This window comes from Pseudofrankia coriaricola, assembly GCF_001854805.1.
Classification (GTDB): Bacteria; Actinomycetota; Actinomycetes; order Frankiales; family Frankiaceae; genus Pseudofrankia.
On record NZ_MBLO01000229.1, the window covers coordinates 30,016 to 55,519 of the forward strand.

The following is a 25,504-nucleotide window of genomic DNA, read 5'->3' on the forward strand; positions in this document are numbered from 1 at the left end:
GCCGGGCGCGCTGCGCGGCCGGGACGACCAGGGCGGCGGGACCCGCCCCGCGGCGCCGGGTACCACTCTGCCCACCGCCATCCGAGGATCGGCCCCACAGCCTGGCCCGGTGTAGATTCCGGTCCGTGATGGCCACTGTGATTCGGGAATCCGACAGGGCGCGGGCTCAACGCGTGGTTTCCGACCCGGACGATCTGCGGATCATCCGCGCCCTGCAGCTGGCGCCGAGGGCCCCCTTCGCGCGGGTCGCCGCGGTGCTCGGCCTGCCCGAACGCACGGTCGCGCGGCGTTACCGGACGTTGCGGCGCGACGGGATCCTCCGGATCTTCGGCATCGTCAACCCGGTCACGGCCGGCGAGCACCCGTGGATGGTCCGGGTGCAGTGCCGGCCCGACAGCTCCGAGGCGCTGGCCGTCGCGCTGGCGCGGCGCGACGACATCGCCTGGGTGGTCCTCGCCGCGGCGGGCTCCGAGGTGACGTTCTCGATCCGGTCCCAGTCCGCCGAGCAGCGTGACATACTCCTGACCCGTCGGCTGCCACGCGCGGCCCACGTCCTGAACGTCGAGGCGTCCGTCCTGCTGCACGCCTTCGTCGGCCACCACTCCGACGACTGGGGCGGGCTGGTCGGCAACCTCACCACCGACGAGACCGCCCAGCTCCAGGCCGCCGCGCCGGCCGAGGCAGCCCCAGTGGCGGCCGGGACTGTGCCGTTGGATCCCGCCGACGACGCGATCGCCGCGGTCCTGGCCCGTGACGGCCGCGCCAGCTACGCCGAGCTCGCCGCCGCGGCCGGGATCAGCGAGGGCCGCGCCACCCGCCGGCTCGCCGCGCTGGTTCAGAGCGGCACGGTGTTCTTCGACGTGGACCTGTCGATGTCCAGGCTTGGCTTCACCGCGCTCGCGCGCCTCTACATGCGGGTCAGCCCATCGCGGCTGCACGCCACGGGGAAGGCACTCGCGCATCTGCCGGAGGTCGCCTTCGCGGCGGCGCTGTCCGGCCCGCACAACCTGGTGGCCGTCGTCGTCTGCCGTGACCTGAGCGACCTCTACACCTTCACCACCAGCCGCATCGGCGCGCTCGACGGCGTACAGACGCTGGAGATCTCGCCCGTGTTCCGCACCATCAAGCAGGCCGGCGCCATGACCGGCGACGGCCGCCTCCTCGACCCCCTGCCCGGCGCCCGCCCGCCCTACCGGCCGGCCGGCCGCGAGGACTAGGAGGCCGCCGCGGCGTCGACGGTGACCAGGTCCCAGGCCTTGGCCAGGGCCTTCTCGAAGGTCTCGCGGGGCTGGGCGCCGCTGATCGCGTACCTGGACTGGACGAGGAAGTAGGGGACGCCGCCGATGCCGAGCTGGCGGGCGCGAGCCTCGTCAGCGCGTACCTCGTCGGCGAACTCGCCGCCTGCGGCGACCTCGCGGACCCGGGCGCGGCCGAGGCCGAGGACGGCGACCGTGTCGGCGAGCACGTCGGGGTCGGCGAGGTTGGCGCCCCTGGTGAAGTAGGCGGCGAACAGCTCCTCAGCGGCCGCGGCCTGCAGGTCCTCCGTCGCGGCGTACCGCAGGATGCGGTGCGCGGCGAAGGTGTTGGTGGGTTTGAGGGCGGCGAAGTCGAAGGTCAGGCCGACGGTCGCCCCCATCGCCGAGACCCGCTCGTTCATCGCGATCGCCTGCTCGAGGGAGACGCTGTACTTGGTGGCGAGGAGCTGGTAGATACCGCCGGGGAACGTCGCCGGCGCGTCCGGGTCGAGCTCGAAGCTGTGCCAGCGGACCTCGACCTCGTCGGCGTGCTCGAAGGTGGCCAGCGCCCCCTCGAAGGACCGCTTGCCGATGTAGCAGAACGGGCACGCGACGTCCGACCAGATGTCGATCTCCAGCATGGCCTCTCCTGTTCTCCCTGAAGCCAGAGGCCAGTCCGGCCCCTCGCCGGTTGACCGTTACAGCCGCGCATGTCTCTCAACAGGACCGCTCGACTCAACCACGACGGGTGACGGCGCATCGGCGCTGGCGCCAACGCACCCACCTCACCGACCCGGGATCAGCCGGGCCACCGCCATGCACGCCGGCCCGGAACCACCCGTCGGGCGCGGAGCGTCCGAAGGCGGTGCCCGGTGTCGGGCGCGGAGCGTCCGGCACGGGACCGCCCTATTGGAAGCGGGGCGGCTGGCCGGTGGCTTCGAGGACCGACATCCACAGGTCGCCGGACGGGTCGACCTGGTTGCGGTAGCCGATCGCCAGCGGGAGCGGGATGTGGATGAACCGGCGCCGCCAGCGGCCGACGACCATCTCGGTGCGGCCCGCCATCGCCGCGTGCACGGCGGCGTGCGCGAGCCGGATGCAGTACACGCTGTCGTATGGGTTCGCCGGCACGCTGCGGATCACGTAGCTCGGGTCGATGTACTTCAGGTTCATCTCGACACCGACGGACTGGAAGTGGTCGGTGATCCGGCGGCTGAGGAACTGGCCGACGTCGTGGAGCCTCCGGTTGCCCGACGCGTCGGTGCCGGTGAGGTGGCCGCCGTTCTCCGCCGCGGACAGCTCCTGGCCCGCGCCCTCGGCGGCGACGACGACCGCGTGGCCGGTCTCCTCCACCCGCCGGCGCAGGTAGCTCAGCAGGCCGCCCTCGCCGTCGAGCGTGAACGGGACCTCGGGAATGAGCACAACGTCGGCGTCGGACTTCGCCAGCGACGCGTAGCAGGCGATGAACCCGGAATGGCGGCCCATCAGCCGGACCAGCCCGATGCCGCCGGGCGCGCTGGTCGCCTCCGCGTGGGCCGCGGCGATCGACTCGGAGGCCTTCGCGAACGCGGTCTGGAAACCAAAGCTCTGGTCGATGAACGGGATGTCGTTGTCGATGGTCTTCGGGATGCCGACGACGGCGATCTTCTCGCCGCGCTCGGCCGCCACCCGGGCTATCTCGCCGGCGCCGCGCAGCGTCCCGTCACCGCCGATGACGAACAGAATGCTGATGTTCATCCTGGACAGGCAGTCGACGATCTCCTCCGGGTCCTGCTGGCCGCGGGAGGTGCCGAGAATCGTGCCGCCGTCCTCGCCGATCGTCGCGACCTTCTCCGGGGTGAGGTCGAGCACGTCGTGCCCGTACCTGGCGATGAACCCCTGGTAGCCATTGCGGAAACCGAAGATGCGGGTCACGCCGTAATGCGTGGTGAGCTCGGTCACCACGCCGCGGATGACGTTGTTCAGGCCGGGGCACAGACCGCCGCAGGTGACGATGCCCACACGGGTTTTCGCCGGGTCGAAGTAGATCTTCCGGCGGGGCCCGGCCGCCTCGAAGCTGGGTAGTTCCTCGATCGGCACTTTTCGTGCCGACACCATGGCCAATGTGTCGTCGAAGAGGACCTTGTCGGCCTCGTCGATGTAGTGCTCCGTCGTCGGCCGTTCGCCGAGCAATGGGAGCAGCGGGGATGTCACCCGGCACGGCCCGAGCGTCCGGACCGCCAACGCCTCATGATCGACGTTCAGTGGTCCGCCCAGCGTAGCCACCGTGCTCCGACCCTCTCCTCGCCCGCTCCGCCCGATGACCCCGGGCCACCTCACGGCTGATCTGATGACCGTGATCCCGCTAACCGTCATCCTGGCTGTCGTGGTCCTGGCTGTTCGGAGATCCTCGGCTGTTCCAGGACTTTCTCCGAGCCTACCGCCTCACCGCACCGCCAACCGGTCACTGCCGGAGCGCACCGGGTACCCCGCGTGAACGGCCACACAGCGTCACCGTCTGGCGTCGTTCGGCCGCGCCGAGAACACGACGGTCGGCCCGCCGGCCGTTAGGGAAAGTGATGCGCGAGATCGGCCGGACATGCCACGGTAACGAATAGCGGTATTCGCGGCCTCCCGTTGTGGAGTGGGTAGCGGTGGGAATGGGCCAATGGGTGCCGTGGCGGCGGTGAAGGTTCTCCGCGCCCGCCCTCGATGGAAGCCAAGATTCCTGGCCGTGGATGCCGGGGGCAGGTGAACTCACCCCACGTGGCGATAGGCGGCCTCGTCGACCCGCGCGATCGTCCAGCCTTCTCCGGGCTCACCTTCGCGAGGTGGTGGCACCCGGCGACCACGCCTTGAGTGATGGTTCGGATGCATGCTGTGATGGTGTTGGCAGCCGAGCGCGGAGCGGTCCTGGTCCACGGAGGCTCCGGTGACCACGTCGGGTGACGATCGGCGGCGCGCCCCGGCGGCGCGGACCAGGCCGGCCGTGGGGAAGCGGCCGGTAGGGGCGTGGCCAGGAGTACGGGCGATGCCGACGGCGTCCGGGCGCGACGTCGGCCTGCTCCTGCTCCGCGCCACCATTGGCGTGATCATGTTCGGTCACGGCACGCAGAAGCTGTTCGGGTGGTTCGGCGGTGGCGGCCTGGACGCCACCGCGGCGTCGTTCGGCCGGCTCGGCTACCCGGCGGCCCGGGTGTGCGCGGTCATCGCCGGGCTGACCGAGGCCCTGGGCGGGGCCGGCCTCGCGCTGGGGTTCCTCACCCCGCTCGCCGGCGCCGCCATCCTCGGCATCATGATCAACGCGATGGCGGTCGTCTGGCACGGCAGCCTGTACGGGTCGGACGGCATCGAGTACGAGGTCCTCCTCGCCGTGACCGGCGCGTCCCTCGCTCTGACCGGCCCCGGCCGTTACTCGATCGACGACTACCTCGGCGGGCTGCGCGAGCCCCGCTGGCCCGTCGGCGCCGCCGCGATCATTCTCGGTTTCGTCCTCGCCGCCGTCGTACTGCTCATCCGAGCCTGACGGCGCCCGGCTCTGCCGTGACGATGCCGGCGGGCGGCCCTCGTGGTGTCACAAGGCCGATCTCGGCGTCGCAAGGCCGACCTTGATGTCACCAGGCCGACCTTGATGTCGCAAAACGGTGCCCTGCCCAGGCCTCAGCGCAGGCCGGAGCGGACGAAGGCGTCGATGACCTGGCGCTGCAGCACCACGTAGAGAGCGAAGATCGGTAGACAGGCGAGGCCGGAGGCGGCCATGATGGCGCCCCAGTCGCTGCCCTCCTGGGTCAGGTAGCCGCGGATCCCGAGCTGGATCACCGAGTTCGCGCGCTGCAGCACCAGCGCGGGCCAGAAGTACTCGTTCCAGGCGGTGATGAACAGCAGGATCCCCAGGGACGCGAGCACGGGGCGGATGTTCGGGACAACCACCGTCCACAGCGTCGTCCAAGACCCTCGTCCGTCGATGCGGGCGGCATCGAGCAGCTCGCGAGGGAATGCCTGCATGTGCTGGCGCAGCATCAGCACCGCGAGTATCGCGGCCGTCGAACACAGGCTCGGCACCACGACGCCTGCCAGCGTGTTCAGCAGGCCCAGCTTGTTGAGTACCAGGTAATTGGAGATCATCGTCACCTGGAGCGGGACCAGCCAGGCGGCGACGAACAGCAGGAACAGGATGTTCTTGCCGCGGAAGTCCCAGACCCCGAACGCGTAGGCGGCCAGCAGACACACCAGCAGCTGGCCGACGGTCGACCCGGCCGCGATGACGAGCGTGTTGAACAGCAGCACCGGGACGTCGAGGGTGTCCAGGACGTGGCTGTAGTTGCGCAGGGACAGCGGCCACGGCAGCGGGTTCTGGCTGAGGATGTCGGCTGGCCGGCGGACCGACCCGGCGTACATCCAGTAGATCGGGAAGACGCTGGCCAGGCTCAGCACGACCATCACCGCGTGCCGGCCGGCCGTGGCGGCCCAGGCCCTCCCCGGTGTCGACGCCGCGCGGACGACGGGCCCGCCCTCCGTCGCGCCGCCGCTGGCGGCGCTTGCGGCGCCGGTATCGCCGCCGGGCTGCCGCGCCCCGCCGGCCTCGGCCGAGATGGTGCTCATGGTCGCGCGCTCCTTGTGGTCGTCTCCCGCGGTGGTCTGGCGGCCGGCGGAAAATGGATCAGTTGTCGTGGAAGCTGAAGCGGTCGGCGAGCTTGACCAGCACGGCGGCGATCAGGCCGAACACGACGAAGAACACGATCCCGGCCGCCGAGGCGAGGCCGGAGTCGAAGTTGCGGAAGCCGAGTTCCCAGAGCAGGTAGTAGACGTTCGTCGAGCTGTCCGCCGGGCCGCCCTGGGTGAGGGTGTCCAGCAGCGGGAACGACCACTGCCCGGACAGCAGCACGGTCGTCAGCACCAGGAACAGCAACGTCGTGCGCAGCAGCGGCAGCGTGACCCAGCGCAGGATCTGCCAGCCGTTGGCGCCGTCGATCGCGGCGGCCTCCGCGTAGTCGCCACTGATGCCGGTCAGGCCCGCCGAGACGATGAGCATCGCGAAGCCGCACATCGACCACGCGGTGATCGCGAGGATGGCCAGCAGCGCCGTCGACTCCTCGCGCAGCCAGTTGTGCGGCGCCAGGCCGAAGGCGCCGAGCACCTGGTTGGACAGTCCGGTCGGGTCCAGCAGCCAGCGCCACACCGTCGCCGCCGCGACCGGCGCGACGAGTATCGGGGTGAAGACCAGCGCCCGGTAGACGTCGCGCGAGCGCCCGCCGAGCCGGCGGGTGACCAGTGCGATGACGGTTGGCAGCACCACCGAGAACGGCAGCAGCAGGACGACGTAGACCACGGTGTTGACGGCCGCGTTGCGCAGGCTCGGCTGGGTGAACACCTGGCGGTACTTGTCGAGGCCCACGTAGGTCATCGGCGAGGTCGGCAGCAGGTTCCAGTCGTAGAACGACAGCTGCACCGCCTCGACCAGCGGCTTGTACGTCCACAACACCAGGCAGGCGAGGGCGGGCAGCAGGTACAGGTAGGGCGGGGTGGCCGCGAGCAGGCGCCGGGCCAGCGAGGGCCGGGCCGCCTGGACGGCGGCCCGGCCCTCGTCGGCGAGGAGCGTCGCGGGGGCGGCGAGCTCGACGAACATCGGCCTACGCCTGGGTGAGCTTCTCGAGGTCACGCGCCGCGGTCTCGGCCTCGGCGTTGAACTCGGCGGCATAGCGGGCCAGCGTCTCCGGCTTCAGCTCGTAGATCCTGTCGCCGACCGTCACCGGGATGACCGTGGCGACGGCCTGACCCGGGTAGACGTCGATCCGGGTGAACAGGCCGCCGGTCACCCCGGCGTAGCCGCCGGCCGGGCCGAGCGTGCGCGCCGCGTAGGCGACGGCGCCCGCGACCAGGACCGGCACGCCGCCGAGCATCCCGGCCGAGGCGTGGTGCGCGTGTCCGGCCAGCACGATCCGCACGTCGGTCCCGGTGATGACCTTGGCGAGCCGCTCCGGCTCGACCAGCACCATCGTGTTGAGCATCCCGATCGGCGACGGCACCGGCGGGTGATGCAGCGCGAGGATCGTGCCGGCGGGCGCCGGGGTGGCGAGCTCGGCGGCCAGCCAGTCCAGCTGGGCGTCGGTGAGCTCGCCGAGGACCTCGCCGGGCTCCGTCGAGTCGAGCGCGATGATGCGCAGGTCGCCGGCCCAGTGGACGTAGTCGCACGGCTCGGTGGTCGGCTCGGCACCGAGCAGGCCCTCGCGGAACGGCCCGCGGCTGTCGTGGTTGCCCATCATGTACAGCACGGGCAGGCCGAGCGCGCCGGCGCGCTTCTCGACGTAGGCGCGCAGCCGCTGGTAGGAGGCCAGGTCGCCGGCGTCGGCCAGGTCACCGGTCAGCAGCAGCGCCGCGACGTCGAGGCCCGACTCCTCGATCTGGTCGAAGGCGGCGGCGACGTTGGGCAGCGTGTCGAACATCCCGTGGTAGAGCTCGCCCTCGGGGACGATGTGGGTGTCCGAGAACTGGATGACGGTGTGCGTCGGAGTCGGGGTGTCGGTGATGAGGCGCACGGTGGGCTCCTAGTCTCTAGGCGGGGGCTGGCCAAAGGGGGCGCGACGATGGCGAAGCCGCGCGCCCTCGGAGGCCTAGGCGGGATCGTCGGCGACGAGCAGGGCTTCGGTCAGCGCGTCGAGCTGCTCGGCCGTCGCGCCGTGGGCGAGCAGGTAGCCGCGGGCGCCGCCGTGGCTCGCCCGAACCCGGTCCAGTGCCGCGCGGATCAGTTCCGGTGGGGCCTCCATGAGGTTGGCCGGCAGCTTGCGCGCGTCCCCTGCGCCGCTGGTGACCGCGGTGAGCCTGCGCAGGGCGGCGATCGCCTCGTCGTGCAGGAGCTCGGCGGTGAGCGCGTAGTCCCTCACGATCACCTCGTCCGGGACACCGAGCAGGTCCAGCACCAGCATGATCGTCAGACCGGTCCGGTCCTTGCCGGCGCTGCAGTGCACGATCGCCGGCAGCGCTTTCGGCTCGGCCAGCGCCAGCACGGCGGCGGTGAGCCTGTCACCCTTGTTGTCGAGGATGAAGGTATAGATCGCGCCGAGGTCCATCTCCAGGCCGGCCGCCTGCGCGGCCCGCACCCCCTCGGCCGCCGCCGCGCCCGTGCCCGGCGCGTTCTCGCCCGCCTCGCCCGTCCCCGCATCCGTGGCGGCGTCCGTCGCCGGCAGCGGCGAGCCGCTGGAGTACAGCGGCATCCGGACCGTGGTGATCGGCAGCCGGCCGAGCGCGTTCGGCTCGTGCGCGACCTCCGTGTCCTCGCGCAGGTCGACGACCGTGCGCACCTGGATCTGCGCGAGCGTCGCGCGGGCCTCGTCGCCGAGGCCGTGCATCGCGGCGGAGCGCAGCAGCGTACGGCGGCGGACCCGGCGCTCGCCTGCGGCCGGGTAGCCGCCGACGTCGCGCAGGTTCAGCGCTCCGGGCAGTCTGAGCACCCGGTCGGCGTCCGCCGGATTGTCGAGATCGGGGATCGCATCAAGTTCGAGAGTCATGGTCCTCAGCGTTCCAGAGGCCCGCGCTGGCGGGCGGTCGCTGTTTCGTAGAAGTCAGCCGCCGGTGCCGGCCGCCGCCCGGGCGGGTGGGTGGTTGGGTGGGCAGAGGGTTCCCACCTCGCGCGCCCTCCGTCCGGGCCGGCGCCGGCCGGCCGCGCCCAGCGGTGGGCCCGGACGCGGCCGGCAGACGACGCGGATCTGGCCATCGGGGCCGGGTTCGTCGGCCCACGGCGCGCGGGTCGTCAGGCCTTCGGCAGCAGGTCGGTCGCCTGCTTCTGCGCGTCGGCCATCGCTGTCCGCGGGTCCTTGCCCTGGTAGATGGCGCCCTCGGCGGCGGACATCATCAGGTCGGTGATCTGCTGGTACCCGTTGCCCGGGAAGGACACCCATGGCTGCAGGCGGGTCAGCTGATCGAGGTTCGGCTTGATCAGCGGGTGCTGGTCCGCCCACGGCTTCAGGAAGGCCGGGTCGTCGACCAGGCCGGTACGCAGCGGCAGGTAGCCGATCTTCGAGGAGATCTCGGTGTAGGCGTGGTCGCCGGTCAGGTACTTGATCAGCTCCCAGCCGGCGCGCTGCTTGGCCGGGTCGTTCGAGAAGATCGACAGCCCGGACCCGGAGTTGGTCGGGACCGGCGGCTTGGCGCCGAAGCCCGGCTCCGTGGCGGCGGTCAGCTCCCAGCCGCCCGACTGCGCGCCGCCGATGAACAGGCCCTGCAGGGCGGATGTCTCCAGGATCATGCCGATGTTGCCCTTGGAGAATGCGTCGAGGGCCTGCGCCTGGGAGAAGTTCGGGGAGAGGCCGGCCTTGTACAGGTCGGCGGCCATCGAGACCGCGCCGACCGCGGGCTCGTCGGCGAAGGTCAGCTTCTTGCGGTCGGTCGAGATGACCTGGCCGCCGTTGGAGCGGACCAGGCTCTGGAAGCACCAGTCACCCGAGCCCTTGGTGGTGCAGTCGATGTAGACGCCGTCCTTGCCGGCCTTCTGCTTGATGGCCGTGGCGGCGGTCTTGACCTCGTCCCAGGTCTTCGGCGGGTTCGCCGGGTCGAGGCCCGCCGCCCTGAACAGCGTCGAGTTGATCCACAGCACCGGCGTCGAGAACACGTACGGCATCGTGTAGGTGTGGCCGTTCAGGTCGCCGAGCGTCGTCGCTGCCGCGGCGAACGGGTGGGCACCGGCGAAGTTGGCCGTCACGGCGTCCTTGCCGACGAGGGTGTCGATCGGCTTGGCGGCGAGCGCGGTCGCGGCAAAGTCGAGCGCGTTGAAAGTGATCTGGGCGACGTCCGGCGGGTTGCCGGCCAGCGCCTGGGTCTTGATGGAACTGGTGAAGTCACCGGCGGTCGCGTTCTGCGGCGGCTGCGCCTTGACCGTGATGTTCGGGTGCTGCTTGGCGAAGTCCGCGAGCAGCCCCTCGATCACCGGCTTCCAGGTGCCGGTGTTGGAGAGGTTGTAGCTCTCGAAGGTGATCGTCACCTTCTGGTCGGGCTTCAGCTCGGGAATCGTCGCCGCGGCGGCCGATGAGGCGTCGGCGGACGTGGGCGAGGTGGATCCGCCGGTGGCGCATGCTGCCACCAGCGTCGAGAGCAGCGCGATGCCGACGGCCGCGCGCGCGAGGCGTGGACGTGCCACGTCAGGGCTCCTAACTTTGTGCGTTCCGTAACTCTGTGCGTTCCGCGTGCCCGGGGACCGCGGGCACGCCTGGCAGCCGCGCGGCCCAGGCACGGGCCGCCGGTGCGTGGACGTGGGACGGGAGCCGGCGGGCGTCAGGCGCCGGCTCCGGAGCCGCTGTCGGGTGTCAGGCGCCGCTGGTGGTCAGCTCGACCGGTCGGGACGGGTGCGGCACCTTCGCGTCCGGCCGCCAGGCGAGCCGACGGCCGGAGTCCCGGCTGAACAGGTGGACGTGCTCGGGGGCGACGGTCAGGGCGACCCGGTCGCCGATCGCGAGGCCGAGCGGCCGCGGCCCGCGCACCGCGACCGCGGCACTCGCCGCGTCGCCGCCTGTGCCGCCCTTGCGATCGGTGCTGGCAGCGCTCGCGGCGCCGACGGCGAGCCAGCCGACCTCCTCGCTGCCGAGGTTCTCGACGCCGGTCACCGTGCCGGCCAGTCGCGCGGAGCCCACCGGCGCCGGAGCGCCGGCCGGCAGCATCCGCAGGTGCTCCGGCCGGATGCCGAGGGTGACCTCGGTCGGGTCGGCTCCGCCGGGCCACAGCGGGATCTCGACGCCATCCGCGGTCACGACGACCTGGCCGCCGCGCCCGGCCGCCGTCGCCGGCAGCAGGTTCATCGGCGGCGCACCGAGGAAGCCGGCGACGAACACCGAGGCGGGCTGGTCGTAGACCTCGGTCGGCGTGCCGACCTGCTCGACGCGGCCACCGTCGAGCAGTGCGATCCTGGTCGCCATCGTCATCGCCTCGACCTGGTCGTGCGTGACGTAGACGAACGTCGAGCCGAGCCTGCGGTGCAGGGCGGTGAGCTCGGTGCGGGTGGCCGTGCGCAGCTTGGCGTCCAGGTTCGACAGCGGCTCGTCCATCAGGAAGGCCCGCGGGTCGCGGACCAGCGCCCGGCCGAGCGCCACCCGCTGGCGCTGCCCACCAGAGAGCTCGCGCGGGCGGCGGCCGAGCAGCCCGTCGAGCTCCAGCTGGGCGGCGACCTCGCGGACCCGGGCCGCGATCTCGGCCTTCGGGCGGCGGGCGGCGCGCAGCGGGAAGCCGATGTTGCGCTCGACGCTCAGGTGCGGGTACAGGGCGTAGCTCTGGAACACCATCGCCACGTCGCGCTCGCGCGGCGGCAGGTAGGTGATGTCGCGGTCCTCGACGAGGATCCGCCCCGTGCTCGGCTGGATCAGGCCGGCGATCATGCGCAGCAGGGTCGTCTTGCCGCAGCCGCTCGGGCCGAGCAGGACGAGGAAGTCACCGTCGGCGACGTCGAGGGAGACGTCGTCCACCGCGCGGGTGGCGCCGAACACCTTGCTCAGGCCCTCGATACGGATCCTTGCCACAACCGTGCTCCTGTGTGACGTGGCACCTCCGCCGGCTCCGCCGGAAGGGCGCTGGACGCGGCCCATGCCCGTCGACGGAACTGGTGGAGATCCCTGGCTATGTACGAACGTTCCATGAATCGGAGATCCATGGATCGCTGTTACAAGCTCAGAGTCCGAGATCCAGGTGAACGGTCCAGGTACTCCCAACGAAGCCACACGGACGGCTAGGGCAACGCTGTCCATGTCGCCGGGGACGCGGGAATCCGCAGATGGCGGGTCTGTGAGCGCCGTCTCACGGGCGGGCGCCGCCCGGTCCGCCTAGTCCGCCCGGTCTGCCCGGTCCGGGCTGACGATCATGCTGTCGAGCAGTTCCCGCTGCTGCTCGAGCTGGTGCGCGAGCGACGTGCCTGGCGCGTCCTCGCCGCGCAGCATGACCGCCTGCTGCAGCGCGGTGATCAACAGCAGCGACGGTACCCGGCTGCCGATCGTGTCGCTGCCCAGCGGCCAGTGCGGCGAGCCCACGACGAGGAGCGCGTCGGCGAGTGCTGGCAGCGGGCCACCGGCGTAGCTGGTGATGGCGACGATCGACGCGCCGCGGCCGCGCGCGATCTCGGCCACCCGGATCGTCAGGTCGTTCACGCCACTGCCGGTGACCAGCAGGCAGACGTCGCCGGCGGACAGCCCGTTCGCCGCCAGCTGCTGCACGAGCGCGTCCGCCGGGGCCTCGACCGCCCGGCCGGCCGCCAGGAACCGCAGCGCCGCGTCCTGGGCGACCGGCGACGAACCGCCGTTGCCGACGAGGAGCAGCCGTCGCGCGCCGATGAGCAGGTCGACCGCGGTGGCGAGCTGGGCCCGGCCGAGGCCGGCCAACGAGTCCGCGAGCACGGCGGCGGCCGCCTGGAAGACCGTGTCGACGATCAGCTCCGGCGGGTCGCCGGCGCGCGGCTCGCGTAGGCCGCGGCGACCGCCACCGGGCGCGCCAGCGCCAGCGTCCTCGGCATCGCGGGCGAAGACGCCGGCTTCCCTGGCGAACGCCACCCGCAGCTGTTGGAAGCCGCGGAAGCCCATCGACTGGCAGGCGCGCACCACCGTCGCCGCCGACACGTCGGCCGCCGCCGCCAGCTGCGCGGCAGACCACTCGACCACGTCGTCCGAGCGCAGTAGGCATACCTCCGCGACGCGCCGCTCGCTCGGGATGAGCGTCGGCAGCGCTGCCCGGATGCCGGCGAACAGGCTGCCGGTGCGCGGCGGCGATGAGCTGACCATGCGTCCGTTCTTACCCGACCAGCGCGCCGTTCGGGCCAACTCGTAACAGGCATGCTGCGCGCGGATGTCGGGGAACTTCCGGCGCCCTGCGTGCGATGCGGCCTGGCTGGGCTACGCCGTCACCTTCGGCTTGAGCACGTACCAGCAGACCGTGGCCCAGCCCGGGGTGGTCGGCTCGCCCAGGTAGTACCAGCCCGCGGGCAGGAACGTGCCCCAGGTGGGCGGCGTGATGTCGGTGTAGGCGGCGGGGGAGGCGTCGGGGATCAGGAACGGCAGGGCGCTGGCGTCGCAGCCGCCCTGGCCGATCCTGATCAGCGGCTGGCGCAGGTCGGGCGCGGTCTTGCAGACGGCGGCCGTCGCCGGCGGCCAGAACAGGCCGGCCTGGGCGTAGTAGCCGCCGGCCAGGTGTGCCGCCGAGACCGGGTAGTCGTGGTTGGACGGGATGTTGGCCCTGGCGCCTGGCAGGCAGTCGCGGGTCGGGTCGCCGCCGGCCACGGCGGGGGTGGCCTGGCCGAGGACCGCGCCGCAGGACGCGGCGGCGGCCGTGGCCGTGACGAAGGCGGCGATCCGGTGGCCGAGCCGCCGGTGCCGTGCATGGGGTGTCCGCTCTTTCACGGAAAGCAACTTAGCGACCACGCAGGTGTATCCGGTGGCTGTGCGGCGGCATGTCGGGATCGTGGCGTGGTCCCCCTGTCGCGCACCGGCGCGGCTCGCGACGATGCCGAATGGACAGGGCCGGCTGGGTGGCTGAGGCTGGAGCCGTGCCGGTGGGGACACCGCCAGTGACGACGCCCACGCCGGTACGGCGCGGCCCGCGCCACGACCGCGAGGAGGCGTCGGATGATCCGTGGGGTGCTGCTCGCCGCGTCCCGCAGCGCCAGGGCGCGGGAGCTCGTGGTCGCCACCAGGCCGACCCGCCGCGTGGTCGACCGGTTCGTCGCCGGTGAGCGGCCGGTCGACGCCCTCGACGCGGTCCGCGGGCTCGCCGCCGACGGGATCGCCGCCACCGTCGACCGGCTCGGTGAGAGCGGCGTCGACCTCGCCAGCGCGCGCGAGTCGACCGACGGCTACCTCGCGCTGCTCGACCTCGCGGAGGACGCGGGGCTCGCCGCCGGGCTGGACGTCTCGGTGAAGCTGTCCGCGCTCGGCCGGCTGGTGCCCTACGGCGGCCTGAAGATCTGTTACGAGAACGCCGCGGAGATCTGCGCCCGCGCGGCCGCCGTGGGCGCCACGGTGACCATCGACGCCGAGGACCACACCAGCGTCGATGCGAGCCTGGCGGTGCTCGCCGACCTGCGCCGCGACTTCCCGGCCACCGGGGCGGTGCTGCAGTCCTACCTGCGCCGCGCCGAGGCCGACTGCCGCCGCCTGGCCGTCGCCGGCTCGCGGGTGCGGCTGTGCAAGGGCGCCTACCGCGCGGCGGGCGACGTCGCCTTCACCCGCCGGGCCGACGTCGACGCGTCCTATGCCCGGTGCCTGGGCATCCTGATGGCCGGCGACGGCTACCCGATGGTCGCCACCCACGACCCACGTCTGTTGGCGCTCGCGGGCCGCCTCGCCGACGCGCGCGACCGGGACCGGGACGACTTCGAGTACCAGCTGCTGCACGGCGTGCGACCGCACGAGCAGCTCAGGCTCGCGAGCCTCGGCGCCCAGGTCCGGGTCTACCTGCCCTATGGCCCCGACTGGTATGCATATCTGCTTCGCCGGATGGCCGAGCGCCCCGCCAACCTGGCCCTATTCCTGCGCGCCCTGCGCACCCGCTCCTGACGCAGCCCGGCGCAGTGACGCCGGGTTGGGCGGTGAACGGTCATGCCCCGTTCGGCCGCGCCGTTCGGGCACGCCGAATTCACCGAGAAGTGAGGTTTACCTCAGTGAGGTTTACCTCCGCGAAGGTTAGGCGGGCCTGAATAATGCCGCCTTGGTGGCTGTAATGCCCGCCCATACCACCTGTGTCATTTCTGTGGTTTGCTGTCTGTTGGGTGGAACTGGCGGCGGTCGCGCGTCGTCTTCGCTGGTCACGGATCGTGGCCGGACAAGTGCTCCGCCCTCGGATAACCTGCCCGCCCGCGACGGCGGGGTGATGGCGGAAGGTGCATGAACATGCGCGGGGACACGGAGATCATCGAGCTGTTGAACGCGGTGCTCACCGACGAGTTGACGGCGGTGAACCAATACTTCCTGCATTCGCGTATGCAGCGTAACTGGGGGTACAAGCGGCTTTCCGAGCATTCCTACCACGAGTCGATCGACGAGATGAAGCACGCCGACGAGCTCATCGAGCGGGTGCTCTACCTCGGTGGGCACCCCAACCTCCAGCGACTGCACACGCTGGCCATCGGCGAGGACGTGCCCGAGCAGCTCACCCTCGACCGCAATCACGAGGAGCGGTCGGTCGACGTGCTGCGCCCCGGCATCGCGCTGTGCCGAGAGCGCGGCGACATCGGTTCCGCGCTGCTGCTCGAGCGGATCCTGCATGACGAGGAGGAGCACATCGACTGGCTCGACGCCCAGCACGACCTGATCGCGCAGATCGGAACCGAGAACTACCTGGCTCAGCAGATCCACGACTGAGCGCCGGCCGGCGGCCGCGGCCCGCCAGCCCGCGTGCCCGGCGCGGGCCGCCGGACCCTCTCATATCTCAGAATATGAGATAGTAGTATCAGGGTGTGAGAAGCATGGGTGCGGGCTACCGATGGGTGGTGCTCGCGGTCGGGACCGTGGCGCAGGCGACCACCAGTGCGTACTTCCAGGGGCTCGCCGGGATCGGGCCGGCGCTGCGGGCCGAGCACGGGCTGACGCTCGGGGGGCTGGGACTGCTGCTGGCCTGCCCGACTGCCGGCATCCTGCTGACGCTGCTCGCCTGGGGGCCGGTGGTCGACCGGTACGGGGAGTGCCCGGCGATGACGGCCGGGCTCGCCGGTGCGGCGGCGTGCCTGTTCGGCGCCGGGCTCGGCCACGATCTTGCCACCCGGGCGGTGCTGCTGGCGCTGGCCGGGGCGGCCGGGGCCAGCGTCACGACGGCGAGCGGCCGGGCCGTGCTGACCTGGTTCCCCGGCGCGCGCCGGGGCGTCGCGATGGGGATCCGCCAGTGCGCCGTACCGGCCGGCTCGGGGCTCGCCGCCGCCGGGCTGCCGGCGGTGACCGGCCGGTTCGGCGTCGCCGCCGCCTTCTACGCCCTCGCGGCCTGCTGCCTGGCCGCGGGCATCGCGGTGCTCGCGTTCATCCGGGAACCACCGGAGGCCGTGCGCGCGGCCGCCCCCCGGCCCGCGGCCGCGGGGCCGGCGGTGTCCGCGGGGCCGGTGGGGCCGGACCTCACAGGCGGAAGGGCGGCGTCGACCCGGGACGTACTGCGTGACCGGCGGCTGTGGCGGCTGAGCGTGGCCGCGGGGCTGCTGGTCGTGCCGCAGTTCACCATGGTCGCGTTCCTGGTGGAGGTGCTGCACGACGGCCGGGGGATGAGCGCCCAGCGCGCGGCCGTCGTGCTGACCGTCGCGCAGGCGGCGGGCGCGCTCGCGCGCATCCTGGTCGGCGCCTGGAGCGACCGGGTGGGGGCCAGGCTGCGCCCACTGCGGGTGCTCGCCGTCGCCGCCGCGGCGGGGATGGTGGCCGCCGCCGCGGCGACCGCCACGGCGCCCGTGGGCCTGCTCGTGGCGGTGCTGGTGCTCGTCACGGCCCTGACCGTCTGCTGGAACGGGCTGGCGTTCACCGCGGCCGGCGAGCTCGCGCCACCCGGCCGGGCGGCGACCGCGATGGCCGCGGAGAACACGCTGAACTTCGTCGCCGCCGCCGCGACCCCGCCGCTTGTCGGCCTGCTCGTCACGGGGACCGGCTGGTCGCGCGCGTTCCTGCTGGTCGCCGCCGCGCCCGTCGTCGCCGCTGTCGCCCTGCGCCCCATCCTCGAGCGCAGGCCACCACGCCCACCGCACCCACCAGGCACCCGACCAGACGCCGTGACCCCGGTGCCCAACCCGGCGCCACCGCCCGCGCGCCTCGCCGCCGACAGCCTCCTCTGCACCGACCCCTCCGCGGGGTCCCGCCGATTGGCGGCCGAGCCTGACAAGGCGGGACGTCCTGGCAGGCGTCGACCCCCTGCATCGCCGATCGGTGGGGAAGGGGCAATCGGTGGGGGAGATGCCCGTTCCGCAATGCGCCCGCTGGCCTTCATGTTCGCGACGTCCGGACGGGCTAACAGGCGACCGGTTCCGCCGCTATCGTGAGGCCCATGCGAGGCGCTGACGGCGTGTTCACCGCCGCCGGGGCGTCCCGCCCACCGTGCTGATCGTCGTCGCGCTCAGCCTCCTCGCCGCGTTCCTGTGGGCGTGGTCGGCTGTCCTGCAGCAACGGGCCGCGATGCGGGCGAGCCGCCGTGGCTCGCCCGCGCTCGACAGGGTCGTCCCCGGGCACGGCCTGATGCTGGCCCTGATGCGTGACCCGCTGTGGTTCGCCGGCTGGCTGGCCAACCTCGGAGGCTTCGTCGTCCAGGCGGGAGCGCTCTATCTGGGCTCGGTGGCGGTCGTGCAGCCGCTCATCGTGGCGCAGCTGCTGTTCGCGCTGCCGCTGTCCCGGGTCGGCTCGGGCCGCCCGCTGCCGCACGGGGCCTGGTGGGCCGCCGGTGCGGTGTCCGCGGGGCTCGCCGTCCTGCTGACGGTGCGCGGCAAGCCGCCCGCGGTCGTGCATGTGGACGACGCGCGTCTCATCGCCGCCATCGTGGTCACGGTCGCGGTCGCCGTCACGATCACGATGGTGTCCCTCGGCCAGCCCCCGTCGCTGCGGGCGCCGATGTTCGGCATCGCCGGTGGGTTCTTCTACGCGCTCAACGCGGTGCTCATCAAGCGCACCGTCGGGCTCGCCGTCGACCACGGCTTCGTCGCGCTGGCGACCTCGTGGTACGTCTACGCGCTGATCGTGGCGATGATCACGAGCATGACGCTCAGCCAGACGGCCTACGCCTCCGGGCCGTTCGCCGGCGCGGTGACCGGCATGAACATCACCAACCCGGTTGTGTCATACCTGCTCGCCGTGCTCGTCTACGGCGTCCCGGCGCCGACCGCGCCCCACCAGGTCGTCGGGATCACGGCCGCGGCCGTGCTGGTCGTGGTCGGCGTCATCGGCCTCGCTCGGATGCTCCCGACGCCGCGCCCGGCAGGCCCTCCGGTTGTGGTGCCCACCCAGGAGCCGGCCCGGCGCCGCCGGGTGGGCGGCGCCGGACGGCGGCCCCAGGCTCAGGCGTCCCGGCGGACCATCGTGTAGGCGGCCGCGCCGAGGCCGACGACGATCCAGGCGAGCAGGACGACCAGGCCGCCCAGCGGCGTCATCACGTCCGAGTCGCGGACGACGGTCACCAGCGCCTCACCGCCGCCGTCGGGCACGAACTTGTGGATGCTGCCCCAGTCGCCGGGCAGCAGGCCGGTGATGATCGGCACCACGAAGATCAGGCCGAGCAGGGCGGCGATCGAGCCGCCGGTGCTGCGGATCAGGGTTCCGAGCGCGAGCCCGAGCAGGCCGATGGTGGTGACGAAGAACGCCCCGCCGAGCAGCACCCGCACGACGTGCGGGTCGCCGATCGAGACGCCGAGGCCGATCTGATGGAGGATCGCCTGCCCGCAGAAGAACGCGGTGAGGATCGAGACCAGGGACAGCGCGAAGCTGGCCACGCCGAACACGGCGGCCTTCGCGAACAGCACCGGCAGCCGGTGCGGGACCGCGCCGAGCGACGTGCGGATCATCCCGGTCGAGTACTCGCCGGTGATCAGCAGCACGCCGAGGACGCCGATGGCGATCTGGGAGAAGTATCCGCCGGCGAGGCTCGTCATCACCGGCTCGGTGAAGTTCTCGGCCCGCTCCTGCGGAGTCGAGTTGTGCCACTCGCTGACGGTGATCGCGGGAATGAGGCAACCGAAGCCGACCGTGACGACGAGCGCCGCGAGCATCGTCCACATCGTGGAGCGCAGCGACGTGAGCTTCGTCCACTCGGAGCGCAGGACCCGGGAGATCGTGACCTTCGCGGTCGTGTGGAACGCGGCCGGCTGCCGAACGGGTGCCGGCGCCGCTATCCGCGGTTGGAGGGTCTCGCCGGACCCGAGTGGTGTGGTGGTCATGCCCGCCCCCTCGCGGTGGTCGCGCCGGCCCCGACGGAGCCGTCGTCTACGGAGCCGCCGGCAGCGGTCGCGGAGGCCGGGACGCGTGCCTGCTGCGGCTGGCCGTGGTTGTACTCGACGGCGTCACGGGTGATGTCCATGAACGCGTCTTCCAGCGACACCTGCCGCGGGGTGAGCTCGTGCAGCGGGACGCCCGCCTCGAACGCCAGGTCACCGATCCGCTGCGCGGTCAGGCCGTTGACCGCCAGCGTGTCCAGCCCGGTGGGCGTGGTCTTCGCGTTCTCGCGGTCGAGCACCTCGGCGAGCCGGTTGGCCTCGGGGGAGCGCACGTGCACCAGGTCGCCGGAGGCGGACCGGATGAAGTCCTCGACCGACATGTTCGCGATCAGCTTGCCGCGCCCGACGACGATGAGGTGGGTGGCGGTCAGCGCCATCTCGCTCATCAGGTGCGACGAGACGAAGATGGTCCGGCCCTCGGCGGCGAGCGTCTGGAGCAGGGTGCGGATCCAGCGGATGCCCTCGGGGTCAAGCCCGTTGACCGGCTCGTCGAGGATGAGCACCCCCGGGTCGCCGAGCATCGCCGACGCGATCCCGAGGCGCTGCCCCATGCCGAGCGAGAAGCCGCCGACCCGCTTGCCCGCCACGTCGGACAGGCCCACCAGGCCCAGCACCTCGTCGACCCGCCGGCGGGGGATGCCCTGCGTCTGCGCGACCGCGAGCAGGTGCTTGTAGGCCGACCGGCCGGTGTGCACGGCCTTCGCCTCGAGCAGCACGCCGACCTCGCACAGCGGGGCGGAGAAGTCCCGGTAGGCGCGGCCGTTCACGGTGATCTTGCCCTTGGTTGGCCGGTCGAGCCCGATGGCCACCCGCATCGTAGTGGACTTCCCAGCGCCGTTCGGGCCCAGGAACCCGGTGACCACACCCGGCTGGACGCTGAACGTGAGGTCGTCCACAGCTGTCTTGCTGCCATACCGCTTTGTCAGGCTGCGCGCCTCTATCATCCGCCCACCTCGCGGTCTGTCGGCTGTCCGTCCCGTCCACCTTAGGGGTACCGCGTGGGCCCTCCTGACCCCGGAGGTAGCGACATGCCGGCCTTGACATGTACGCCGGGTGACATCGCGTCGGGCCGGGAACACACGGCCGCGCCACCTGGATGCTCGACGTCACCATTCGCGCAGGTCAGTTGCGCGGCACCCTCGGCCGGTCGGCGCGGGCGCGGCCGGCGCGCGTCCCGTGGGCCTGGGCCCTGTCCGCTATCCGACAGCCGCGCCCACGGGTAGGGCGGTCGGCCCGGGCGGGAATCGGGCACCTGCCCGATGCCCTCACCCCCGTCCGACGGTGATCGTAGAAAGCGGCACACGAAGACGGGGACACGCGCCGAGGGGCGCGAGAGGACGTGACAGACGATGTTGTCCTGGCAGATAGCCGCGGCGGCGGCGGGCGAGCACGGAGACCAGCTACGGCGGGACGCGGCGGCGGCCCGGTCAGCCCGGGCGGCGCGGGCGAGCGCCGACGAGACACCGGCGAGCGGGCGGCTGGCGCTCGACCCGGAGGACGTCTACCCCGACGAGCCGGCCGAAGGCCGCGGCGCCCGGCGGCGGGCGTCGAGCGGCCGGCGGCGCTGAAAGTAATGCTGAAAGTGATGAGGACTGCCGGCCGGTGGCCGAAAACCGGGTGGAGTTGTCGCAGCTGTCAGCCAGACTAGGAGTCATGACGCAACTCGCCAGCTCGGTGTTCGTCGGCCGCGCGGCCGAGCTCGCCCGGCTTGAGGGCGCGCTGCGGCGCGCGGCCGACGGCGACGGCGCGGGCGTCATCATCGGCGGCGAGGCCGGCGTCGGCAAGACGCGGCTGGTCGAGGAGGTTGCCGCCCGGGCGGCCGCGGCGGGGCACACCGTGCTCGCCGGCGGCTGCGTCGAGCTCGAGGGCGACGGGCTGCCGCTGGCCCCGGTCATCGAGGCGTTACGCGGGCTTGCCCGCCGGATCGGCCCGGAGGCGCTCGCGCGGCTCGCGGGCGGGCGCCGCGACGAGCTGGCCCGCCTTCTGCCCGAGGTCGCGGGCCCCGCGGCCATCCCCGCGGCCGCGGGTGACGACGCCCAGGGGAACGGCATAGGCAACGGCATAGGCCGGCTGTTCGACCTTGTGCTCGGTGTCGTCGAGGCACTGTCGGCCGAGCAGCCGGTGCTGTTCGTCATCGAGGACCTGCACTGGGCGGACCATTCGACCCGGGCGCTGGCCGCGTTCCTGCTGCGCAACCTGCGCGGCTGCCGGGCGACGCTGGTCCTGACCTACCGGGCCGACGGCGTCGGGCCGGGCCACCCGTTGCGGACGTTCCTGGCCGAGTCCGAGCGACTGCGCTGGATGTCCGGCTCGGAGCGGCTGCGCTGGGTCGAGCGGATCGAGCTCGCCCGGTTCGGCAGGGCCGAGGTGGCCGAGTTGGTCGCGGCCGTCCTCGGCGAGGCGCCTCCGGACGACCTCGTCGACGCCGTCATGGCCCGCTCGGACGGCAACGCGTTCTTCGTCGAGGAGCTGGTCTGCGCCGCCGGCGCGGGCGGGGTCGACACGATCAGCCCGACGCTGCGCGACGCGCTGCTCGCCCGGATCGAGGCGCTGCCGGCAGCGACGCGCCACCTGCTGCGGGTCGCGGCCGCCGGCGGCCAGCGGGTCGAGCACCAGCTTCTCGCCGCCGTCCTGGGCCTGCCCGAGGAGCAGCTGTGGGATGCGCTGCGCGCGGCCGTAGCCACCGGTGTGCTGATGGTCGCCCCGGCGGACGACGCCTACTGCTTCCGCCACGCGCTGACCCGCGGCGCCCTGCGCCACGAGGCGCTGCCCGGAGAGCTGTCCCACCTGCACCGGCGCTACGCGCAAGCGCTGGAGGCCGACCCCGGCCTGGTCGGCGGCGGCGCGCGGGCCGCGGCGGCGGTCGCCTACCACTGGTACGCGGCCTGCGAGCATCCCAGGGCGCTGCCGGCCCTGCTGACCGCCGCCCGCGCCGCGGCCTGCGCCTATGCCTTCGCCGAGGCGCTGCGGCACTACGAGCGGGCGCTCGCCAGCTGGGACGAGGTGCCCGACGCGGCGGACCGGGCGGGCCTCGACCATCTGGGGGTCCTGGAGGCCGCGATCACGGCGGCGAAGATGGCCGGCGAGCTGCGCCGCGGGCTGGACCTCGCGAACCGGGCTCGCACCGAGGCCGCCCTTCTCGGGGACCCGGTGCGCCTGGCTCTGGCACTGACGGAGCAGAGCTTCCTGCTGCGCATGCTCGGCCATTCGGACGGGGTCGAGGAGGCACAGGAGGCCGTCCGGCTGATGCCCGCCGAGCCGCCCACGCCGACGCGGGCGAAGGTGCTCGTCTCGCTGGGCAAGGCGCTGTCGATGGTCCCGCGGCGCGCCGCGGCGCTGCAGGCGATCGAGGAGGCGCTGGCGGTCGCCCGTGCCACCGGCGCGCGCCGGGTGGAGGGGACGGCGCTGATGAGCACCGCCTGCCTCGCCAGCGCCTGGACCCTGCCGGAGGACGCGCGCCTGGGCCGGGCGATCGCCCACGAGCTGGGCGACGACGACCTGCTGCTGTCCAGCTACACCAACGAGTCCGACACCTGGCTCGGCGGCTGCCGGTTCGACGAGGCGATCGCCGCGGGGCATGAGGGCCTGCGGCTGGCCCGCCGGCTCGGCCAGGAACGCACCCACGGTCTGCTCCTCGCCGGCAATGTGATCGAGGCACTGTTGGGCGCGGGCCGCTGGGAGGAGGCCGAGAAGCTGCTCGCCGAGACGACGGAGCTCGCCCCGATGGGGATCCACGCGCTGTTCCTGGAGCAGCTGCGGGGAGACCTGGCGCTCGCCCGCGGCCAGCTCGACGAGGCGGGGACCGCACTGGCCGCCGCCGAGGGCACGCTCGCCTACCGTTATCTCGGCAGTCAATACACGATGCCGCTGCTGCGGCTGCGCATCGACCTGGACCTGCGCCGCGGCGAGCCGGGCGCGCTGACCGACGGCGTCGCCGACGCCCTGGCGGCCGTGCGCGCCGTCGAGGCGTTCGACTTCACCGACGTGGTCCGCTACGCCGCGCCGTTGCTCGCGACCGCCATGGGTGCCACCGCCGAGGCGGCGGGCGTCGCCAGAGCCCTGCGCGCCCAGGACGACCTGCGCCACGCCCTCGAGGCGGCCGGCAGGGTCGCCGCGCTCGCGGCCGAGATGCCGTTCGAGCGGGCCGTGTCCGGCGAGGCCTGCCGCGCGGTGATCGCCGGGGAGCTGGCCAGGGCCGAGGGCCGGCCGGACCCGGAGCCGTGGGCGAGCGCGGCGAAGGCCTGGTCCGCGCTCGGCGTCCCCTATCAGGCGGCCCGGGCGCGCTACCGGCGGGCGGAGACGCTGCTCGCCGTCGGCGACCGGGCGGCGGCCGGCGACGAGCTGCGCGCCGCCGCGGCCGCCGCGGCCGCGCTCGGCGCGCACCTGCTGCGCCGTGACCTGCGCCTGCTCGCCGCGCAGGGCCGCCTGGCGCTGCCCGGCCCGGAAAGCGGGCAGGCACCGGCCGAGGACGAGTGCGAGGCCGCCACCGCGGACGGCCCGCCGCTCGGCCTGACCGCGCGGGAGCTGGACGTGCTGCGCCTCGTCGCCGCCGGCAGCACCAACCCGCAGATCGCCGCGGCGCTGTTCATCAGCCGCAAGACCGCGAGCACCCACGTCTCGAACATCCTCGGCAAACTGGGTGTCACCAGCCGCGGTGAGGCCGCCGCCGTCGCCCACCGCCTGCGGCTGTTCGACGACACCGACGTCGCTGATGCCGCCATCCCCGACCACCGTCCCGTCGCGCGCCGCTAGTCCTCTCACGACGACCCTGGTCCTGCTCGGCTTTGCCTGCGCGTTGCTGGCGTCGCTGGCGTTCGAGAGCCGGCTGGTCATTGGCTCGCAGCCTGCCCGCAACCAGATCCCGGCACTGGCGGCGCTGGCCGCCGGCGCCGCGGTCGGGCTCGGGCTGAGCGTCGTTGTGCTTCCGACGACGCTGGTCGGCCTGAGCTGTGCGTTGCTCGCGGGCGCGACGACCGCCTTCGGTTTGATCACCGGGCTGGGACCGGTGAGCCCAGAGAGGGGAGCTCGACTCCGATGGCCACGGCCATGGCCTCGCCGGCCGCCGCGCAGACGGCCACCGCGGACTCCGAGAACCCGTCCTAAACTCCCCTGGGCACGTAGGGCAGCCGGCTGCCGCGAGTGCATTGCGGTACCTCGCGGCCGACGTCAGGCACCTCACCATCCCGGATACCGGGGTGGCCGGTTACCGCCTGACGGTCCTGGCGGCGGGGGAGGAGACCGGGGCGCGGCCCGAGCGCCGGCTCGGTGGGACGGCGACCGGCGCCATCTGCCGCGGCGCGCGCACGACGTCGACGACATCGACAACGTCGACGTCCACCGCGCCGAAGCCGTGGGCGGTGCGCTCTCCTACGCCGGCGAACGCGGCGAACCGGGCGAGCGCGGCGAACATCGTCGCGGTGTAGTCGGACGTGGCCGCGAGCAGGCGCAGGTCGGCCTGCCCGACGAATCCCACCTGGCGCAGCCCGTGGCCGAGCTCGACCTCGGAGCTCGCGCCCCAGACGCCGTCGAGGAAGACCGCCTCGACGAGGGCCCGCGCGTCGTCGGCGCCGATCCGCAGCGGCCCGGGCGCATAGGTGTTCCAGCGGGCGAGCAGCCCGCCGATGGCCAGTGCCGGGTCGGGCAGCGGCAGGTCGCGCCCGTCCCGGGAGAAGAACGTCGGAGTGTTCATCGTCAGCCGGGCGCCGCGGGCCGGCCGGCCCTGCGCGAGCTCGGCGTAGGAGTACCGGTGCAGGTCGGCGCCGACGACCGGGAGTACCTGGGAGCCGAACCGGACCGTGTCCGGCTGCCACCCGGGCAGCGGCGCGTCGTCCGCGAGCCAGCCCAGCCGCCAGGTCGTCACGGCGCCGCCGCGGCCCGGCGTGCCGCACGTGGACGGCTCCCACGCGCCGGCCAGGCCGGCATCGCCGCGCCCGCCGAGCCCGGTGCCGCCGAGCCCGGTGGCGTTGGGTCCGGCGTCGGGCACCAGCGGGCCGACGCTGAACGGCCTGGCCTCGTCGGCACGCGCCCCGTCGGCGGGGTCGCAGATGGCGCTCGCCGCGGCAAGCAGCCAGCGAGGGGCCGCATCCGGAATGGCGCCCGCCATTCGGACGAGAAGTATCGACGGCATCCGAGCCTCCGCCATCATCCCGCGCGGTGGGCAACCAGCCGAGCACAGTCAGCTGCCCTGCAGCGGGGAGTGTAGCCGACGGCGCCGTCGACAATGTGGCCTGGGTCACTCTGGTGTTACGTCGAAACCGATTTCCACCGGGGAACGGCTGCTTCGTCCGCTATTGCGCCGCAGGTCGCGGTCGAGTGACCCTCTCGGGAGGGTATCTCGGGAAATTTTCGGCCCGACGGGGGATGTCCCACCGCGAGGCATCTGCCG

General features: G+C 72.9%; 21 protein-coding genes. 8 read left to right on the forward strand and 13 right to left on the reverse strand.

The window, feature by feature from the left end; genetic code table 11:
- The first annotated feature begins 173 nt into the window (after window positions 1-173).
- Entirely contained in the window at window positions 174-1,217 is a 1,044-nt protein-coding gene (locus BCD48_RS28950) for an Lrp/AsnC family transcriptional regulator (protein WP_241842064.1), read from the forward strand.
- On the opposite strand, the gene BCD48_RS28955 is transcribed toward BCD48_RS28950, so the two are convergent.
- The gene (locus BCD48_RS28955; protein ID WP_071051564.1) at window positions 1,214-1,876 is read right to left on the reverse strand and encodes a DsbA family oxidoreductase; all 663 of its coding nucleotides are present in this window, start codon (window positions 1,874-1,876) and stop codon (window positions 1,214-1,216) included. The genes BCD48_RS28950 and BCD48_RS28955 overlap by 4 nt on opposite strands.
- Before the next feature lie 265 nt (window positions 1,877-2,141).
- On the reverse strand, window positions 2,142-3,500 hold the full coding sequence (locus tag BCD48_RS28960; protein ID WP_198543435.1) for an ATP-dependent 6-phosphofructokinase: 1,359 nt from the start codon (window positions 3,498-3,500) through the stop codon (window positions 2,142-2,144).
- Window positions 3,501-4,245: 745 nt separating this feature from the next.
- Here BCD48_RS28960 and BCD48_RS28965 point away from each other — a divergent pair.
- The gene (locus BCD48_RS28965; protein ID WP_071051565.1) at window positions 4,246-4,740 is read left to right on the forward strand and encodes a DoxX family protein; all 495 of its coding nucleotides are present in this window, start codon (window positions 4,246-4,248) and stop codon (window positions 4,738-4,740) included.
- Between the two features lie 134 nt (window positions 4,741-4,874).
- On the opposite strand, the gene BCD48_RS28970 is transcribed toward BCD48_RS28965, so the two are convergent.
- From BCD48_RS28970 to BCD48_RS29005, 8 genes are all read right to left on the reverse strand, one after another.
- A complete protein-coding gene (locus BCD48_RS28970) occupies window positions 4,875-5,816 on the reverse strand; it encodes a carbohydrate ABC transporter permease (RefSeq protein WP_083419360.1) in 942 nt (313 codons plus the stop codon).
- Window positions 5,817-5,874: 58 nt separating this feature from the next.
- The gene (locus tag BCD48_RS28975; RefSeq protein WP_071051566.1) at window positions 5,875-6,840 is read right to left on the reverse strand and encodes a carbohydrate ABC transporter permease; all 966 of its coding nucleotides are present in this window, start codon (window positions 6,838-6,840) and stop codon (window positions 5,875-5,877) included.
- Between the two features lie 4 nt (window positions 6,841-6,844).
- Window positions 6,845-7,750, reverse strand: a complete 906-nt coding sequence (locus tag BCD48_RS28980; RefSeq protein WP_071051567.1) for a metallophosphoesterase — start codon at window positions 7,748-7,750, stop codon at window positions 6,845-6,847.
- Window positions 7,751-7,825: 75 nt separating this feature from the next.
- A complete protein-coding gene (locus BCD48_RS28985) occupies window positions 7,826-8,719 on the reverse strand; it encodes a tyrosine-protein phosphatase (protein ID WP_071051568.1) in 894 nt (297 codons plus the stop codon).
- A 242-nt stretch (window positions 8,720-8,961) separates the two neighbouring features.
- Window positions 8,962-10,344, reverse strand: a complete 1,383-nt coding sequence (locus BCD48_RS28990) for an ABC transporter substrate-binding protein (protein WP_071051569.1) — start codon at window positions 10,342-10,344, stop codon at window positions 8,962-8,964.
- A gap of 166 nt (window positions 10,345-10,510) precedes the next feature.
- Window positions 10,511-11,713 carry an ABC transporter ATP-binding protein gene (locus BCD48_RS28995; RefSeq protein ID WP_071051570.1) on the reverse strand — a complete coding sequence of 401 codons (1,203 nt, stop codon included), beginning with the start codon at window positions 11,711-11,713 and terminating at the stop codon, window positions 10,511-10,513.
- Window positions 11,714-12,013: 300 nt separating this feature from the next.
- Window positions 12,014-12,961 (reverse strand): MurR/RpiR family transcriptional regulator, encoded by a 948-nt coding sequence (locus BCD48_RS29000; protein WP_071051571.1) that lies wholly within the window; start codon window positions 12,959-12,961, stop codon window positions 12,014-12,016.
- A gap of 111 nt (window positions 12,962-13,072) precedes the next feature.
- On the reverse strand, window positions 13,073-13,576 hold the full coding sequence (locus BCD48_RS29005; protein WP_083419361.1) for a hypothetical protein: 504 nt from the start codon (window positions 13,574-13,576) through the stop codon (window positions 13,073-13,075).
- A gap of 225 nt (window positions 13,577-13,801) precedes the next feature.
- Here BCD48_RS29005 and BCD48_RS29010 point away from each other — a divergent pair, with 225 nt between their 5' ends.
- The 4 genes from BCD48_RS29010 (at window position 13,802) to BCD48_RS29025 (ending at window position 18,214) form a co-directional block, all read left to right on the forward strand.
- Complete coding sequence (locus BCD48_RS29010) at window positions 13,802-14,731, forward strand: proline dehydrogenase family protein (RefSeq protein ID WP_071051572.1); 930 nt, start codon at window positions 13,802-13,804, stop codon at window positions 14,729-14,731.
- 333 nt (window positions 14,732-15,064) lie between these two features.
- The gene (bfr, locus tag BCD48_RS29015) at window positions 15,065-15,535 is read left to right on the forward strand and encodes a bacterioferritin (protein ID WP_198543436.1); all 471 of its coding nucleotides are present in this window, start codon (window positions 15,065-15,067) and stop codon (window positions 15,533-15,535) included.
- Window positions 15,536-15,639: 104 nt separating this feature from the next.
- Entirely contained in the window at window positions 15,640-17,181 is a 1,542-nt protein-coding gene (locus BCD48_RS29020) for an MFS transporter (protein ID WP_071051574.1), read from the forward strand.
- 55 nt (window positions 17,182-17,236) lie between these two features.
- The gene (locus BCD48_RS29025; protein WP_071051575.1) at window positions 17,237-18,214 is read left to right on the forward strand and encodes a DMT family transporter; all 978 of its coding nucleotides are present in this window, start codon (window positions 17,237-17,239) and stop codon (window positions 18,212-18,214) included.
- Here BCD48_RS29025 and BCD48_RS29030 read toward each other — a convergent pair.
- Together BCD48_RS29030 and BCD48_RS29035 are read right to left on the reverse strand one after the other, a co-directional pair.
- Entirely contained in the window at window positions 18,187-19,062 is an 876-nt protein-coding gene (locus BCD48_RS29030; RefSeq protein ID WP_071051576.1) for an ABC transporter permease, read from the reverse strand. The genes BCD48_RS29025 and BCD48_RS29030 overlap by 28 nt on opposite strands.
- Complete coding sequence (locus BCD48_RS29035) at window positions 19,059-20,063, reverse strand: ABC transporter ATP-binding protein (RefSeq protein ID WP_071051577.1); 1,005 nt, start codon at window positions 20,061-20,063, stop codon at window positions 19,059-19,061. The genes BCD48_RS29030 and BCD48_RS29035 overlap by 4 nt, the downstream gene beginning before the upstream one ends.
- A 405-nt stretch (window positions 20,064-20,468) precedes the next feature.
- Between BCD48_RS29035 and BCD48_RS29040 the strand changes: the two genes are divergently transcribed.
- Both BCD48_RS29040 and BCD48_RS55040 read left to right on the forward strand, forming a co-directional pair.
- A complete protein-coding gene (locus BCD48_RS29040; RefSeq protein WP_071051578.1) occupies window positions 20,469-20,687 on the forward strand; it encodes a hypothetical protein in 219 nt (72 codons plus the stop codon).
- 85 nt (window positions 20,688-20,772) lie between these two features.
- Complete coding sequence (locus BCD48_RS55040; protein ID WP_071051579.1) at window positions 20,773-23,871, forward strand: helix-turn-helix transcriptional regulator; 3,099 nt, start codon at window positions 20,773-20,775, stop codon at window positions 23,869-23,871.
- 451 nt (window positions 23,872-24,322) lie between these two features.
- Here the strand turns inward: BCD48_RS55040 and cas6 are convergent, their stop codons facing one another.
- Window positions 24,323-25,246 carry a CRISPR system precrRNA processing endoribonuclease RAMP protein Cas6 gene (cas6, locus tag BCD48_RS29050; RefSeq protein WP_071051580.1) on the reverse strand — a complete coding sequence of 308 codons (924 nt, stop codon included), beginning with the start codon at window positions 25,244-25,246 and terminating at the stop codon, window positions 24,323-24,325.
- Window positions 25,247-25,504: the final 258 nt, after the last annotated feature.